Raw genomic sequence first — 16,088 nt, 5'->3', positions numbered from 1 at the left:
TTAAGCCCGGTGGCGCTACGCTTACCGGGCCTACAAAATCCCTCAGTACGCTAGAAAGGCCGCAATCCCCTTCCCACCGGCACCGCGCTCATCCACATCGTCACCGCCGCCACCAGCAGAATCACTCCCCCCGCCAGCGCAAGCGTTGTCCACCCTATCTGTCGCCACAGCACCGGCGTTTTACTGCCGCTGAGTTTGACCGCCAGCTGACGGAAGCTGTGAACCAGCAGCGCTAAAGACGAAATGGTGAGAGAGGTTCCTGCCGCCATCGCCAGCGCCGAGAGCATTCCCCAGCCAAAGACACCTATTATCTTACTGAACAGCAGCACCATAATGGCACCCGAGCACGGGCGCATCCCCATCGAGAGAATAATCATCAGCCGGGCGCGCCAGTCGTCGCCGTTCTGTAATTGTTCCTGCGTGGGCAGATGCTGATGACCGCAGCCGCAGTGTTCATCATGAACGTGGTGCGGCGTAAAGGATTTGAACGTGGGCTTTTTCAGCAGCGCGCGCAGTTTTTTCAGCGCCCGCCAGCAGAGGATCAGCCCCAGCACGCCCACCAGCGCATAGCTGCCCTTCTCCAGCCAGAAGCTGCTCATGTGCAGCTTGCGCGCCGGAAGCTGTAACAGCGAAAGCACCACCACGACCAGCGCAATCGCCACGCCGCCCTGAAGCAGCGAAGAGGCCAGCGTCAGGCCGATGCTCGATTTCAGCTTCGACGGATGGGTGGCAAGCCAGGTGGTGATGACGATTTTGCCGTGCCCCGGCCCCAGCGCATGCAGAACGCCATAGACAAAACTGAACGCCAGCAGCGAGCCGCCCGCTTTGGCCGGGTTCTCGGCCACCGCCTTTAGCAGTCCGCTCATCTGCTGGTTGACCTCACGCTGCCAGATAATGCTTTTCATCATCACCTGCGGCCAGGCCTGCCACAGCCACAGCGCCCCGCAAACCGCGAACAGCAAAAAGAGCGCCAGCGGCCAGAGGTGTAGCCAGCGGCGAGACTTCCGAACTGGAGAGGAGATCACTGACATTGTAACGTCACCTCCTGCGCGAACTGTTTACCCAGCTCCATGTCCTCAGGCGGGGCATCTGCTTTATCCAGCGAGATCGCAAAGTTCAGCGTCTCTTCGCTGGGTTTCGGGGTGTGCACGCCAATTTTGCAGCTTTTTTGCAGCGCGTCCGGCAGCCGTACGTCGCTGTCTTTGTCATAGCGCATGTCGACATAGTAGGTAGGGTCAAAAGTGGAAAAGCGGTACGTTTGCCCCGCCAGCAGCTGAGGATGCGCCAGCGGAAGCACGAACGTCAGCACCGCCTGATGCCCGTCGCGGGACATGCCGTATTCTGTCGGGCGATTGAGGAACTTCACCTTTTGTCCGTTATGCCAGAACTCGGTGAAGTAGTGCTGACCCAGCACGTTGGCCATCACTTCCGCCGCCAGCTTTTTCCAGATGTCGTCGCCGGGCTTCGCGTTGCCCGCATCATAAAGCAGATCCGCCGAGGTGATTTCATCCATCGTCCAGCGCATTTTCAGGCCGCTCAGTTGCGTGCCGTCGGTGACCAGCTCGGTTTTCAGGCTGATAAAACTGTGAGGATGCGCGCTGGCGGTAAAGGTGATAACCGCCAAAAATAACGCCATCGCATTTTGTTTAACTGTCTGCATCAATTCCTCACGTCAAAAATTCTGTGATGTTCCCCAGCAATCCTGAGTGAAAGGCCTGCCGGCGCGCTTTTCAGCGCCCATCCTTTAGCTATTCTTATCAAACATTCACACTGGATACCCGACAGATGATGACGACGCTTGAAATTCCATCTGTGCTTTCCAGTTCGCAGCGCCGCTGCCAGGTGCTTTTGATGCTTTACCTGCCCGATGCTGCCGTCACCGCACAGAGCATAATCGCTGCCAACGGCGTGGACGACGCGATGGCACGGCAAGATATAGCCGAGACGCGCGATGAAATCCAGCGCTATCACCGGCTGGATATCGTCACGCACCACGACGGCTGCTACCGGATTGAAGGCACAGCCCTGAATCAGCGTTTATGCCTGCTGCACTGGCTGCGCCGGGCGCTGCGGCTCTGCCCGCAGTTTGTCTCGCACCAGTTTACCCCCGCATTAAAAACCGCGCTTAAACAACTCGGCATCGCGCGCCCGCTTTACGACGATGCGAACCTGCGGGCGCTGATCGGCTTCTGCTCACGCAAGCTGCAGCGCCAGTTTGAATGCCGCGATGTGCAGTTTTTACAGCTCTATCTGCAATATTGTCTTATTCAGCACCAGCTCGGGAATACGCCGCAGTTTTCGCATGCCCAGCGCAGCTGGACCCAGTCGCGGGGAGAGTATTTTACGGCGCAGGAGATTGTCCGCCACTGGAAGCGGCGCGTGCCGCAGGGCGCGCACGTGGATGAACAGCTGTTTCTGGCGCTGCTGTTTATGATGCTCCGCACGCCCGATCCGGTGCTCGATAAGCACCAGCAGGATCAGCGTCTACGCCGGGCCATCGTGCGCATGGTGGCCCGTTTTCGCTCGCAGACCGGAATGAACTTCAGCGATGAGCAGGGGCTGACCGATCAGCTGTATATCCATCTGGCTCAGGCGCTGGACCGTTCGCTGTTTGAGATCGGCATCGACAACAGCCTGCCGGAGGAGATCCATCGCCTTTATCCCCGGCTGTTACGTACCACGAAAGAGGCGCTGTTTGAGCTGGAGGCGGAATTCGGGCTGCGTTTTTCCGACGAAGAGATGAGCCTGGTGGCGGTAATTTTCGGTGCCTGGCTGATGCAGGAGACCGATCTGCATGAAAAACAGGTGATCCTGCTGACGGGAGACGATAAAGCCAGTGAGGAGCAGATCGAACAGCAGCTTCGCGAGCTGACGCTGCTGCCGCTCAACATACGCTACCTGACGCTGCAGGCTTTTCAGAAAGAGGGGGCGCCGCGCGAAGCCGCGCTGGTTATCACCCCCTACCCGACGGCCCTGCCGCTGTTCTCGCCGCCGCTGATCCATGCCGTTGAGACACTGAACGCGCAGCAGCAAGAACATATTCGCGCCATGCTGGAATCATAGCGACGCGCGGGCGGCCACTTTAGGGCGAACAACAATGGCGGGCAAGGCGACCAGCGCCATCACCCAGAAGACGCCGTGCCCCAGGTGCTGGTAAAGGAACCCTGCAAAGACCGTCATGATCGCGATACTGCCCCCCATCGCCACTGCCGAATAGACGGCCTGCAGGCGAATCACGTCCCCGCCCTCGCGCGCAGCGATATAGCGCATGGCCGCCAGATGGCACACGGTAAAGGTGCCGCAGTGAAGAATTTGCGCCACAATCAGCCACGGCAGATCGGTCGTCCAGCCCATAATCCCCCAGCGCGCCACGCCGCACACGGCGGAAAGCAGCAGCAGGTCACGCGCGCCAAAGCGGCGGAACAGTTTTTTGCTCAGGGCAAAGATAATGACTTCGGCCACCACGCCCAGCGACCACAGATAGCCCACGGCGGAAGCGGAATAACCTGCGCCTTGCCAGTAGATGGCGCTGAAACCATAGTACGCCGCGTGTGCCCCCTGAAGGAGGCATACGCACGCCAGAAAACGCCAACTCTGTGCGACCAGACTCCGCCATGCGGGCCAGCCCGCGCTCTCCTGATGGCGACTTTCCCCTTGCGGCATCACCGACGGTCGCAGCAGCATACCCAGCAGCATCGAGGCAATACCGATGCTCAGCAGGGCAAGAATCGCGCGGTAATCGTAAAGGCTGACCAGTTTGCCCACCAGCGCCGAGCCAATCACAAAGGCGATAGAGCCCCACAGGCGCACGCGACCGTAGTCCATGGTGATCTGTTTCTGCCAGGTGTTCGCCAGGGCATCCGTCAGCGGCACCAGCGGTGAGAAGAACAGGTTAAAGCCGACCATCACCACCATCAGCCAGGCAAACTGGTGGCTGACCCAGAAGCAGGTCACAAAGATCAGGGTCAGCAGAGCCAGAATGCGTACGGCCTTGATCAATAAGGAGGGATCGCTGACGCGCGGGGCGATCAGCAGGCTGCCGAGGAAACGCGCCACCAGCCCGGCCCCCAGCAGGACGCCGATGGTCTCAGGCGTCAGGCCGATACCCTTAAGCCAGACGCTCCAGAAAGGCAGAAAAATGCCGTAGCTAAAGAAATAGGTGAAATAACTGAGCGCCAGCCAGCGCGTGGAATGCAAGACCATGAATCCCTCCCGAAATCGAGGCCATAGTCTGGCGAGAATATAAAAATTAAGCAAGTAGATAGCCTGCTATAAATTAACGAAAAATTAACATTTTGTGCAGTCGTCTGGCTTATGGCAGGGAATGAAAATGTGTATTACGTTTAAATTACTCCACTTGCAGAGGTATTTCTGCCATGAACTCACTACGTTATCTCGATTTTGGTCAGTCGCGTCATCTGCTGCTGCTCATTGGCCGCATCGCGCTTGTCGTGCTGTTTATTATCTTTGGTTACCCGAAACTGACGGGGTTTAGCGGTACCGTACAATACATGACCTCGCTGGGCACGCCGATGCCCATGCTGGCGGCCATTATTGCGGTGGTGATGGAAGTGCCTGCTGCGATCCTAATCGTACTGGGCTTTTTCACCCGTCCTCTCGCGGTACTGTTTGTGTTCTATACCCTCGGAACGGCGGTGATTGGGCATCACTACTGGGATATGACCGGTGATGCAGTCGTACCAAATATGATTAATTTCTACAAGAACGTCAGTATTGCTGGCGCCTTTATTTTGCTGGCGATTGTCGGACCTGGCGCCATCTCCCTGGACCGGCGTTAAGCCATAAAAAAAGGCCGCATGCGCGGCCTTTTTTATTTCTGCAAAGCAGAGGAATTATGCGTATACCGGGAAGCGTGCGCAGATATCCAGAACTTTACCTTTGACGCGCTCGATAACCGCTTCGTCATTGATGTTGTCCAGAACGTCACACATCCAGCCAGCCAGCTCTTTTACTTCCGCTTCTTTGAAGCCGCGGCGAGTCACGGCCGGAGAACCGATACGGATACCGGAGGTCACGAACGGGCTCTTCGGATCGTTTGGCACGCTGTTTTTGTTCACGGTGATGTTGGCGCGGCCCAGGGCAGCGTCAGCTTCTTTACCGGTCAGGTTCTTATCAACCAGATCCAGCAGGAAGAGGTGGTTTTCAGTCCCGCCGGATACCACTTTGTAGCCACGGTTCAGGAACACTTCCACCATCGCTTTGGCGTTCTTAGCAACCTGCTGCTGGTAAACCTTGAACTCTGGCTCCATCGCTTCTTTCAGCGCGACCGCTTTTGCCGCGATAACGTGCATCAGCGGGCCGCCCTGCGCGCTTGGGAACACCGCGGAGTTCAGTTTTTTGTACAGCTCTTCGTCACCGCCTTTCGCCAGGATCAGGCCACCGCGTGGACCCGCCAGGGTTTTGTGGGTAGTGGTGGTCACAACGTGAGCGTGTGGAACCGGGTTAGGGTAAACGCCTGCGGCAATCAGGCCCGCTACGTGCGCCATGTCAACGAACAGGTACGCGCCGATGCTGTCTGCGATTTCGCGCATTTTTGCCCAGTCAACGATACCGGAGTAAGCAGAGAAGCCACCGATGATCATCTTCGGCTTGTGCTCTTTAGCCTGCTTCGCCATGTCTTCGTAGTCAATTTTACCGGACTCATCAATACCGTAAGGGATGATGTTGTACAGTTTGCCGGAGAAGTTAACCGGGGAGCCGTGAGTCAGGTGGCCGCCCTGCGCCAGGTTCATACCCAGAACGGTATCGCCCGGCTGCAGCAGTGCGGTGTAGACCGCGAAGTTAGCCTGAGAGCCAGAGTGCGGCTGGACGTTTGCATAGTCAGCGCCAAAAAGTTCTTTCGCACGATCGATAGCCAGCTGCTCAACGATATCAACGTACTCGCAACCGCCGTAATAGCGTTTGCCCGGGTAACCTTCAGCGTATTTGTTGGTCAGCTGAGACCCCTGCGCCTGCATCACGCGCGGGCTGGTGTAGTTTTCGGAGGCGATCAGTTCGATGTGCTCTTCCTGACGTACTTTTTCCTGCTCCATAGCCTGCCACAGTTCGGCATCATAATCGGCAATGTTCATTTCACGCTTTAACATCCGCATCTCCTGACTCAGCTAACAAGTAAATTTTGGCCTGAAAAGGCAGTCCTGTTGGACGACGGGCAACAGTATAACTGATTAGTTCTGTGATAACAGGTCTTGACAAACGATTTTACGCAAACGTTTTCCTACCCGCCACGCAAGGGTTTGAGGAATAAAGCGCTCGCCCTTTCAAGCGGATTTCTTTTCAGGTTTGTGATGCATATTTTTCATCTTGCAAAGAACCATTTACAACGCAGGGGTATTTTTTATAAGATGCATTTAAAATACATCATTAAAATGACATCAGAAGGACGCGCTCATGCTCGACGCTCAAACCATCGCTACCGTAAAAGCCACTATTCCCCTGCTGGTGGAAACCGGCCCTAAACTCACCGCCCATTTCTACGACCGCATGTTCACGCACAACCCGGAGCTCAAAGAGATTTTCAACATGAGCAACCAGCGTAACGGCGATCAGCGTGAAGCGCTGTTCAACGCCATCGCGGCTTACGCCAGCAATATTGAAAACCTGGCTGCGCTGCTGCCCGCGGTGGAAAAAATCGCGCAGAAACATACCAGCTTCCAGATCCAACCCGAGCAGTACAACATCGTCGGCACTCACCTGCTGGCGACGCTGGACGAAATGTTCAGCCCGGGTCAGGAGGTGCTGGACGCGTGGGGTAAAGCCTACGGCGTGCTGGCAAACGTGTTTATCAACCGTGAAGCGCAGATTTACAGCGAAAACGCCAGCAAGAACGGCGGCTGGGAAGGCACCCGCGCGTTCCGCATCGTTGAGAAAACCCCGCGCAGCGCGTTAATCACCAGCTTCGAGTTTGAGCCGGTGGACGGTAAACCGGTGGCCGATTACCAGCCAGGACAGTATCTGGGCGTGTGGCTGAAGCCTGAAGGTTTCCCGCATCAGGAGATCCGCCAGTATTCTCTTACCCGCAAGCCAAACGGCAAAGCCTACCGCATTGCGGTGAAGCGTGAGGACGGCGGTCAGGTTTCCAGCTGGCTGCACAACGAAGCTAACGTGGGCGACGTGGTCCATCTGGCCGCGCCAGCGGGCGACTTCTTCATGGCCGTTGAAGCGAATACCCCGGTGACGCTGATCTCTGCGGGTGTCGGCCAGACGCCAATGCTGGCCATGCTCGATACGCTGGCAAAATCACACCACGGTGCGCAGGTTAACTGGTTCCATGCCGCCGAAAACGGCGACGTGCACGCCTTTGCGGATGAGGTGAAAACGCTCGGAGCCTCCCTGCCGCGTTTCACCGCGCATACCTGGTATCGTCTGCCGACGGAAGCGGATCGCGCTGCCGCGCAATTTGACAGCGAAGGGTTGATGGATTTAAGCCAGCATGAAGGTGCGTTCAGCGCACCGGACATGCAGTTCTACGTCTGTGGACCGGTGGCGTTTATGCAGTATGCCGCGAAGCAGCTGGTTGAGCTGGGCGTGAACAAAGACAACATTCATTACGAATGTTTCGGGCCGCATAAGGTGCTGTAATGCAAAAAGCCCCTCGTTTGAGGGGCTTTTTTCCGTCGGGTGGCGGCTGCGCCTTACCCGGCCTGGAAAATGCTTAAATCGCGGCGTCGTCTTCTTCGCCGGTACGGATACGGATCACGCGCGCCACGTCAAAGACGAAGATTTTACCATCGCCAATCTTGCCGGTCTGCGCCGTGCGGATAATGGTGTCCACACAGGTGTCGACGATATCGTCGCTGACCACGATTTCAATTTTCACTTTCGGCAGAAAGTCCACCATGTACTCTGCGCCACGGTAAAGCTCGGTGTGGCCTTTCTGACGACCAAAACCTTTCACTTCCGTCACGGTCATCCCGGTGATGCCGACTTCCGCCAGCGCTTCACGTACATCATCCAGTTTGAAAGGTTTAATAATCGCATCAATCTTTTTCATGGTGGGTCCTTAAACTCTTGCCTGTAAGCTGCTTCGTAATCGGTTGCTCACAGTACCATACGGCATTACTCTTTAAAATCGTTTGCTTCCAGCTCATGGCGTGACAGCAGTTTATAAAACTCGGTGCGGTTGCGTCCGGCCATGCGCGCCGCGTGGGTCACGTTGCCTTTGGTGATCTGCAATAGCTTGCGCAGATAGTTCAGCTCGAACTGGTTACGCGCTTCGGCAAACGTCGGCAAGGCCGTGTTTTCCCCTTCCAGCGCCTGCTCCACCAGCGCGTCGCTGATGACCGGTGAGGAGGTCAGCGCCACGCACTGCTCAATCACGTTGACCAGCTGACGGACGTTACCCGGCCAGCTTGCGGCCATCAGCCGCTTCATCGCATCGGTTGAAAACGCGCGCACGAACGGTTTATGGCGATCGGCCGCCTGGCGCAAAAGATGGTTCGCCAGCAGCGGAATGTCTTCCGCACGTTCGGCCAGCGCCGGGATCTTCAGGTTGACCACGTTCAGGCGGTAGTAGAGATCTTCGCGGAACTCGTTGCGGGCCATCACTTTTGGCAGATCGCGGTGGGTAGCGGAGATAATTCGCACGTTAATATCGATATCGCGGTTGCTGCCCAGCGGGCGCACTTTGCGCTCCTGCAGCACGCGCAGCAGCTTGACCTGCAGCGGCGCGGGCATGTCGCCAATCTCGTCCAGGAACAGCGTGCCGCCTTCCGCCGCCTGGAACAACCCTTCACGGCTGCTTACCGCACCGGTGAATGCGCCGCGGGCATGACCAAACAGTTCGGATTCAAGCAGCTGCTCCGGGAGCGCGCCGCAGTTAATCGCAATAAAGGCGTTCTTGCTGCGCGGGCTGGCGTTATGAATCGCCTGCGCGAGGATCTCTTTTCCGGTTCCGCTCTGGCCGTTGATAAGCACGCTGACGTCCGACTGCGCCACCATCCTCGCCTGTTCCAGCAGACGCAGCATCACGGGGCTGCGCGTGACGATAGATTCCCGCCAGGCTTCATCCCCCGCCGGAGCGGCATGTTCCAGCGCGCTGTCGATAGCCTTATACAGTGCGTCTTTGTCCACCGGCTTGGTCAGGAAGCTGAACACCCCCTGCTGCGTCGCGGCAACCGCATCCGGGATCGACCCGTGCGCGGTCAGGATAATCACGGGCATACCCGGCTGCTGCTTCTGGATCTCCGCGAACAGCTGCAGGCCGTCCATTTCATCCATCCGCAGGTCGCTTATCACCAGATCGATTTTCTCGCGGCTGAGAATTTTCAGCCCCTCCAGCCCGCTTTCCGCGGTCACGACGCTATAGCCTTCACTCACCAGACGCATTCCCAGCAGCTTTAACAGCCCGGGATCGTCATCCACCAGTAAGAGATGGGCTGGTTTACGGCTCGTCATGCTTCACATCCTCTTGTTTCGGCGTATCGCTGTCCGGCGCAGCGGATGAACTCCCCGGCTGATATTTACGCGACGAGAGCTGTCTTTCGATATCGGTCAGATTCTCCAGCTTGCGCGTCGTGGTATCCAGCTGGGTACGTAAATGTTGCTGCTGTTGACGCAGCGTATCCAGCTCGCTGTCGGTTGACTGTTGCAGCTTGCTGTAGCGGGAGCGCTCTTCAGAAAGCTGAAGCTGTAGCGTCTGTCCCTCGCGCCAGAGCTGGTATACCGGGCGGATCTGTACCGGAAGATTGACGACAAACGTGTCCAGCCGGGTCACGTTGGTGCGGCGTTCGACGGGAGTGATTTTCGCATCCGCCAGCAAAATCCCACGCTTGAACGCGTCCTGCCAGGTATCATCATCCAGCATCGCCGCTTTCGCGCGGGCATCAACCGGCGCCAGACGCTGGGCGCAATCTATCCCGCGCAGCCAGAACAGCGGGTTAGTTTCGACGTCATGGCCTGAGAGGTTCCAGATGTCGTCACAGCGGGTTGAGAGGAAATCAGCCAGCTGGTTATCGGGCCATTTATCTTCTTGTTTATCGCTAATCGCACTTTGCGGCACATGGGAAACACACCCTGCCAGAAATAAACAGGGCAGGCTCAGGCGAAGCGTGCTGCGGGAAAACACCGCGCGTACGGCGCGGGAAAAGACGTGTGACATACTCACCAGACATAGATTCATTTTATTGATTTTTCCGGCTCAGGGGCAGTTCAATACGGAAGCAAACATCCGAACGTTCGTCCGTGGCGATGTTAAGCTCACCCTGCATGCGTCGTATGCAGTCCCGGGCGATGCTTAAGCCCAGACCACTGCCTTTCACCGCACCTTTCCGCTGATGACTCCCTTGGAAAAAGGGCTCGAAGATCATGGTTTTTTCGTCATCGGGGATCGGGGTGCCGGTGTTAGCGACGTCTATAAACACCCGGGAACCCTTCGTATAGCTTCGGATATAAATGTTACCGGATTCAGTACCATAGTGCACCGCATTGGAATAAAGATTATCCAGCACGCTCATTAACAGCATGGGTTCAGCAAGACAGGTCGGCGCATTCAGCTCTACACCGGTATGCATCATTTTAGCTCTTGCTGGCAGGCTATGGGCGGAGATCACCATATCCACCAGCGGTTCAATGTCGACGTTTTCCAGTACGACCGCCCCGTCAGCCAGCTTGCGGTTGTAATCCAGCAGCTGCTCAATCAGCTTCTGCAGATTGCGGCTGCTGTTATCCAGGATCTCGACAATTTCTTTCTGTTCGGGCGTAAGCGGCCCAGCCACTTCGTCCGCCAGCAGCTCCGTCCCTTCGCGCATGCTGGCCAGCGGCGTTTTAAGCTCATGGGAGATATGGCGCAGGAACTGATGACGCTGTGATTCAAGCCACGCCAGGCGCTCGGACAGCCAGATAATACGCTGACCGACGGAACGCAATTCGCGGGGACCTTTAAAAGCGACCGTATCCCCGAGCGATTTCCCCTCCCCCAGGCGATTGATCATCCGCTGGATACCCTTCACCGGGCCGATGATCATGCGGGTAAAGAGCAGCACCAGCCCGAGGCTCACGAGGAACAGCACCAGCGCCTGCCAGCCGAAGAACTGGCCGCGCTCGGCAATCTCCTGCTGAAGCTGCTGGCCGCGAGAGAAAATTACCGTGCGGGTTGACTGCACCATCTCGGTATTGGCGTTGGCGAAGGCTTCAAGACGCGCGGCGGCGGCGGCATCGGGTCCACTGTTGTGGCACTGCAGCTGCGCAAGATCGTTCAGATCCTGACGTAACGCCTGATACAGCTTGTCGTCAGGCAATACGCCGGCGTGGGCGTCCAGCATTTCGCTATAGCGCTTGCGCTGACTCTGGTACACCTTTTCCAGCGTGCGATCGTCAAGCACGCAGTATTGACGATAGCTACGCTCCATCTCAAGCGCGGCGTTGGTCATGGCTTCACTGCGTCTTGCGTCAATAAGCGTCGTGCGGTTCGTCAGTGCCGCCTGGGCACTCAACGCGTTCAGGCTTTGCCAGGCCTGCCAGGCAAGGATCAGCAACGGCAGCAGGATCAGCAGGAAGGCCATCATCACGAGCTGTCGCAGGGAACGGGGAAAAACGGGCCAGCGTTTCAACGCATTACTCTCTTAATGGGGATATACGCAGAGCGTAACTGAGTCTGCCCTTCAGATACAACAAAGCCGGGTAAAAACCCGGCTTTGTCATGGAATGAGGCGGTGCCTAACTCGACGTTTCGCCCTGGCCTGATAAAGCATCGCTATGATCAGTAGTTGGACGGCAGGCACCTTTTTGTGCGTCATTCGAAGTTTATGTAGCACGTCCCGAAGGGGCTGACATAAGAAGGTGAATGAGCCACTGGTTAATATTATGCAACACCCATGCCAAAATGCAAAACAAAATATTAACACATTGAAATATATGATTTTTACTCACTTAACCCGTTCATTATCGGTTGAATGATTTCCAGGCTAAGTGTCGCTGTTCAGCAACACCTTAACGGGAACCTTTTCTACCGTATATAAATCAACAGGTTAAATGTCTCCTTTTGGAGACACCCAAACCAGAGGGTTGTCGCGATTTTGCGACAGAGACAAAAAAGCCCGGTGGCGCTCGCGCCTACCGGGCCTACAGTCAGGATGCTGAAACTTAACCCAGCTGTTTACGGGCGTTGCGGAAGATGCGCATCCACGGGCTGTCCTCGCCCCAGTTTTCCGGGTGCCAGGAGTTGCTCACGGTGCGGAACACGCGTTCCGGATGCGGCATCATGATGGTGGCACGACCGCTTTCGCTGGTCACCGCCGTAATACCGTTGACGGAGCCGTTCGGGTTAGCCGGGTAGGTTTCTGTCACCTTGCCGAAGTTATCGACAAAGCGCAGCGCTACCAGACCTTTGCTCTCCAGCTGAGCCAGATGCGCAGCATCACGCACCTCTACCTGACCTTCACCGTGGGAAACGGCGATTGGCATCTGTGAACCGACCATACCCTGCAGCAGCAGAGACGGGCTCTGGGTCACTTCCACCAGGCTGAAGCGTGCTTCGAAGCGGTCAGACTGGTTACGCACAAAGCGCGGCCAGGCTTCGCTGCCCGGGATAAGCTCGCGCAGGTTAGACATCATCTGGCAGCCGTTACACACGCCCAGCGCCAGCGTCTGCGGACGGTGGAAGAAGGTTTCGAACTCGTCGCGCACGCGGCTGTTGAACAGAATGGACTTCGCCCAGCCTTCGCCCGCGCCCAGCACGTCGCCGTAGGAGAAGCCGCCGCACGCCACCAGCGCCTGGAAATCTTCCAGACCGGTACGTCCGGCCAGCAGATCGCTCATGTGGACGTCGATAGCGTCAAAGCCCGCGCGGTGGAAGGCAGCCGCCATCTCAACGTGGGAGTTAACGCCCTGCTCGCGCAGCACGGCCACTTTCGGACGCGCACCGGTCGCAATGTACGGCGCGGCGATGTCTTCGTTGATGTCGAAGGAGAGCTTCACGTTCAGGCCTGGATCCTGATCATTGGCCTTCGCGTTGTGCTCCTGATCGGCACATTCCGGGTTATCACGCAGGCGCTGCATCTGCCAGGTGGTTTCCGCCCACCACATGCGCAGCGTGGTGCGGCTTTCGCTGAACACGGCGTGACCGTCAGCTTCAATGACAAAGCGGTCACCCTGAACGGCTTTACCCAGATAGTGCACGCAGTCAGCCAGGCCATGCTGCGCCAGCAGCGCTTCAACCGCATCGCGATCCGCCGCACGAACCTGAATCACCGCGCCCAGCTCTTCGTTGAACAGCGCCGCCAGGCGGTCTTCGCCAAGGGTGGCAATGTTCGCTTCCACGCCGCAGTGGCCGGTGAAGGCCATCTCTGCCAGCGTCACCAGCAGGCCGCCGTCGGAGCGGTCGTGGTAGGCCAGCAGCTTGCGCTGCGCCACCAGCGCCTGAATCGCGTCGTAGAAGCCTTTCAGCTGCACCACGTCGCGCACGTCGGCTGGCTTGTCGCCGAGCTGACGGTAAACCTGCGCCAGCGCGGTGGCGCCCAGCGCATTGTGGCCTTTGCCCAGGTCAATCAGCAGCAGGGCGTTGTCTTCGGTGGCCAGTTGCGGCGTAACGGTGTGGCGCACGTCTTCCACGCGGGCAAACGCGGTGATCACCAGCGACAGCGGAGAGGTCATCTCGCGCTGCTCGTTACCTTCCTGCCAGCGGGTTTTCATCGACATGGAGTCTTTACCCACCGGAATAGTCAGGCCGAGGGCAGGACACAGCTCCTCACCCACCGCCTTCACGGCTTCATACAGGCCCGCGTCTTCGCCAGGGTGGCCGGCAGCGGCCATCCAGTTGGCGGAGAGCTTAATACGTTTGATGTCGCCAATCTGCGTCGCGGCGATGTTGGTCAGCGCTTCACCGACGGCCAGACGGGCAGAGGCCGCGAAGTCCAGCAGCGCGACCGGGGTGCGTTCACCCAGCGCCATCGCTTCGCCGTAGTAGCTGTCGAGGCTCGCGGTGGTCACGGCGCAGTTCGCCACCGGGATCTGCCACGGGCCGACCATCTGGTCGCGGGATACCATACCGGTCACGGTACGGTCGCCGATGGTCACCAGGAAGGTTTTCTCAGCAACAGCTGGCAGGTGCAGCACGCGATTAACGGCTTCAGCCACGGTAATGCCCTGGCGATCCAGCGCTTTGCCCGCCGCTTTACGGGTCTGCACGTCGCGGGTCATCTTCGGCGTTTTACCGAGCAGGACGTCGAGCGGCAGATCGATCGGCTGGTTGTCGAAATGGGTGTCACTCAGAGTCAGGTGCTGCTCTTCGGTCGCTTCACCGATGACGGCATACGGCGCGCGCTCGCGGCGGCACAGCTCGTCAAACAGCGGCAGCTGATCCGCCGCAACGGCCAGCACGTAGCGCTCCTGGGATTCGTTACACCAGATTTCCAGCGGGCTCATGCCTGGCTCATCGCTCAGGATGTCGCGCAGGTTGAAACGACCACCGCGGCCGCCGTCGCTCACCAGCTCCGGCATGGCGTTGGACAAACCGCCCGCACCGACGTCATGGATGAAGAGGATCGGGTTAGCATCGCCCAGCTGCCAGCAGCGGTCGATCACTTCCTGACAGCGACGCTCCATCTCCGGGTTGTCACGCTGCACGGACGCGAAGTCAAGATCCGCATCAGACTGGCCGGAGGCCATCGAAGAGGCCGCACCGCCTCCCAGACCGATGTTCATCGCCGGGCCGCCGAGCACGATCAGCTTCGCGCCGACGACGATCTCGCCTTTCTGCACGTGATCGGCACGGATGTTGCCGATCCCGCCCGCCAGCATGATCGGTTTGTGGTAGCCGCGCAGCTCTTCGCCGTTGTGGCTGTCCACTTTCTCTTCATAGGTACGGAAGTAACCGTTCAGCGCCGGACGACCAAATTCGTTGTTAAACGCCGCGCCGCCCAGCGGGCCTTCGGTCATGATATCCAGCGCGGTCACAATGCGCTCTGGCTTGCCGAAATCTTCTTCCCACGGCTGTTCAAAGCCCGGGATACGCAGGTTGGAGACGGAGAAACCGACCAGACCCGCTTTTGGTTTTGCACCACGACCGGTCGCCCCTTCGTCACGGATTTCACCGCCGGAGCCGGTCGCCGCACCCGGCCACGGGGAGATCGCCGTCGGGTGGTTGTGGGTTTCAACCTTCATCAGGATATGCGCGGGCTCCTGATGGAAGTCATAGCGCCCTGCTTCGCGATCGGCGAAGAAGCGGCCCACCTCGGAACCTTCCATCACCGCGGCGTTGTCTTTATAGGCAGACAGCACGTGGTCAGGGGTTTGCTCCATGGTATTTTTGATCATTTTGAACAGCGACTTTGGCTGCTGTTCGCCGTCAATAATCCAGTCGGCATTGAAAATCTTGTGGCGGCAGTGCTCCGAGTTCGCCTGCGCGAACATGTAGAGTTCAATGTCGTTCGGGTTACGGTTGAGCTTAACGAACGCATCCTGCAGGTAGTCGATTTCGTCTTCTGCCAGCGCCAGGCCGAGACGCAGGTTGGCGTCAATCAGTGCCTGACGGCCCTGCCCCAGCAGGTCCACGCTCTGTACCGGCGCAGGCTGATGGTGGGAGAAAAGCTTCTGCGCGTCATCGAGAGAGGCAAATACGCTCTCCATCATGCGGTCGTGCAGTTCAGCCGCAACCGCCTGCCACTGCGCGTCGCTCAGGGTAGAGGCTTCCACGTAGTACGCCACGCCGCGCTCCAGACGGTTAATCTGGCTCAGGCCACAGTTGTGGGCGATGTCGGTGGCTTTGGAAGACCAGGGGGAGATGGTGCCCGGACGCGGCGTCGCAAGGATCAGTTTGCCGGTTGGCGTATGGCTGCTGAGGCTTGGGCCATACTTGAGCAGGCGTTCCAGCTGTACGCGCTCCTCTGCATTCAGGGGGGCATTCAGGTCAGCAAAATGGACATACTCAGCGTAAATATTGCTTACCGGAAGGTCGGCCGCCTGAAAACGTGCCAGCAGTTTGGTAATACGGAAGGCAGACAGTGCAGGCGAACCACGCAGAATTTCCATCATAAGTCTCTCGTCTTCGAAGCGCCGGGGCGCTTACAGTGTGCGCAAGGGGGGAAAACGGGCGTCATTATAGAGAATCCTGAGCGCCGACGAAACCGTTT

General features: G+C 58.0%; 12 protein-coding genes. 3 read left to right on the top strand and 9 right to left on the bottom strand.

The features are described 5' to 3' along the window. Positions 1-50: 50 nt before the first annotated feature. Together ACHH0Z_RS21020 and ACHH0Z_RS21015 are read right to left on the bottom strand one after the other, a co-directional pair. Positions 51-1,031, bottom strand: a complete 981-nt coding sequence (locus ACHH0Z_RS21020) for a nickel/cobalt transporter (protein WP_045406036.1) — start codon at positions 1,029-1,031, stop codon at positions 51-53. Further along, entirely contained in the window at positions 1,022-1,660 is a 639-nt protein-coding gene (locus ACHH0Z_RS21015; protein WP_045406035.1) for a DUF1007 family protein, read from the bottom strand. Before ACHH0Z_RS21015 ends, ACHH0Z_RS21020 begins: the two co-directional genes overlap by 10 nt. 125 nt (positions 1,661-1,785) lie before the next feature. Between ACHH0Z_RS21015 and csiE the strand changes: the two genes are divergently transcribed. Continuing rightward, positions 1,786-3,063: a stationary phase inducible protein CsiE gene (gene csiE / locus ACHH0Z_RS21010; RefSeq protein ID WP_008502162.1), complete on the top strand. Its 1,278-nt coding sequence runs from the start codon at positions 1,786-1,788 to the stop codon at positions 3,061-3,063. Here csiE and ACHH0Z_RS21005 read toward each other — a convergent pair. Further along, positions 3,058-4,203: a 3-phenylpropionate MFS transporter gene (locus tag ACHH0Z_RS21005; RefSeq protein ID WP_032675343.1), complete on the bottom strand. Its 1,146-nt coding sequence runs from the start codon at positions 4,201-4,203 to the stop codon at positions 3,058-3,060. The two genes, csiE and ACHH0Z_RS21005, sit on opposite strands and share 6 nt — an antisense overlap. 173 nt (positions 4,204-4,376) lie before the next feature. Here ACHH0Z_RS21005 and ACHH0Z_RS21000 point away from each other — a divergent pair, with 173 nt between their 5' ends. Beyond that, positions 4,377-4,799: a DoxX family protein gene (locus ACHH0Z_RS21000; RefSeq protein WP_008502164.1), complete on the top strand. Its 423-nt coding sequence runs from the start codon at positions 4,377-4,379 to the stop codon at positions 4,797-4,799. Positions 4,800-4,853: 54 nt separating this feature from the next. On the opposite strand, the gene glyA is transcribed toward ACHH0Z_RS21000, so the two are convergent. Then, complete coding sequence (gene glyA, locus ACHH0Z_RS20995; protein ID WP_008502165.1) at positions 4,854-6,107, bottom strand: serine hydroxymethyltransferase; 1,254 nt, start codon at positions 6,105-6,107, stop codon at positions 4,854-4,856. Between the two features lie 304 nt (positions 6,108-6,411). Here glyA and hmpA point away from each other — a divergent pair, with 304 nt between their 5' ends. Continuing rightward, positions 6,412-7,602 carry an NO-inducible flavohemoprotein gene (hmpA, locus tag ACHH0Z_RS20990; RefSeq protein ID WP_045406034.1) on the top strand — a complete coding sequence of 397 codons (1,191 nt, stop codon included), beginning with the start codon at positions 6,412-6,414 and terminating at the stop codon, positions 7,600-7,602. Between the two features lie 73 nt (positions 7,603-7,675). Here the strand turns inward: hmpA and glnB are convergent, their stop codons facing one another. The 5 genes from glnB to purL all read right to left on the bottom strand — a co-directional run bounded on the left by glnB (position 7,676) and on the right by purL (position 15,990). After that, on the bottom strand, positions 7,676-8,014 hold the full coding sequence (glnB, locus tag ACHH0Z_RS20985) for a nitrogen regulatory protein P-II (RefSeq protein ID WP_003860685.1): 339 nt from the start codon (positions 8,012-8,014) through the stop codon (positions 7,676-7,678). Between the two features lie 65 nt (positions 8,015-8,079). Beyond that, positions 8,080-9,417, bottom strand: coding sequence for a two-component system response regulator GlrR (glrR, locus tag ACHH0Z_RS20980; protein WP_021241871.1), 1,338 nt, complete (start codon positions 9,415-9,417; stop codon positions 8,080-8,082). After that, positions 9,404-10,141 carry a two-component system QseEF-associated lipoprotein QseG gene (qseG, locus tag ACHH0Z_RS20975; RefSeq protein ID WP_045406033.1) on the bottom strand — a complete coding sequence of 246 codons (738 nt, stop codon included), beginning with the start codon at positions 10,139-10,141 and terminating at the stop codon, positions 9,404-9,406. Before qseG ends, glrR begins: the two co-directional genes overlap by 14 nt. A 1-nt stretch (position 10,142) precedes the next feature. After that, positions 10,143-11,570, bottom strand: coding sequence for a two component system sensor histidine kinase QseE/GlrK (gene qseE / locus ACHH0Z_RS20970; RefSeq protein ID WP_021241873.1), 1,428 nt, complete (start codon positions 11,568-11,570; stop codon positions 10,143-10,145). 532 nt (positions 11,571-12,102) lie between these two features. Continuing rightward, complete coding sequence (purL, locus tag ACHH0Z_RS20965) at positions 12,103-15,990, bottom strand: phosphoribosylformylglycinamidine synthase (protein WP_045406030.1); 3,888 nt, start codon at positions 15,988-15,990, stop codon at positions 12,103-12,105. Positions 15,991-16,088 lie beyond the last annotated feature (98 nt).

The sequence above is a fragment of the Enterobacter cloacae complex sp. 2024EL-00227 genome (assembly GCF_043945315.1).
In the GTDB taxonomy this organism is placed as follows: Bacteria; Pseudomonadota; Gammaproteobacteria; order Enterobacterales; family Enterobacteriaceae; genus Enterobacter; species Enterobacter roggenkampii.
Note: the sequence above shows the minus strand (reverse complement) of the source record. Positions and strands in the feature narration are given on the sequence as shown.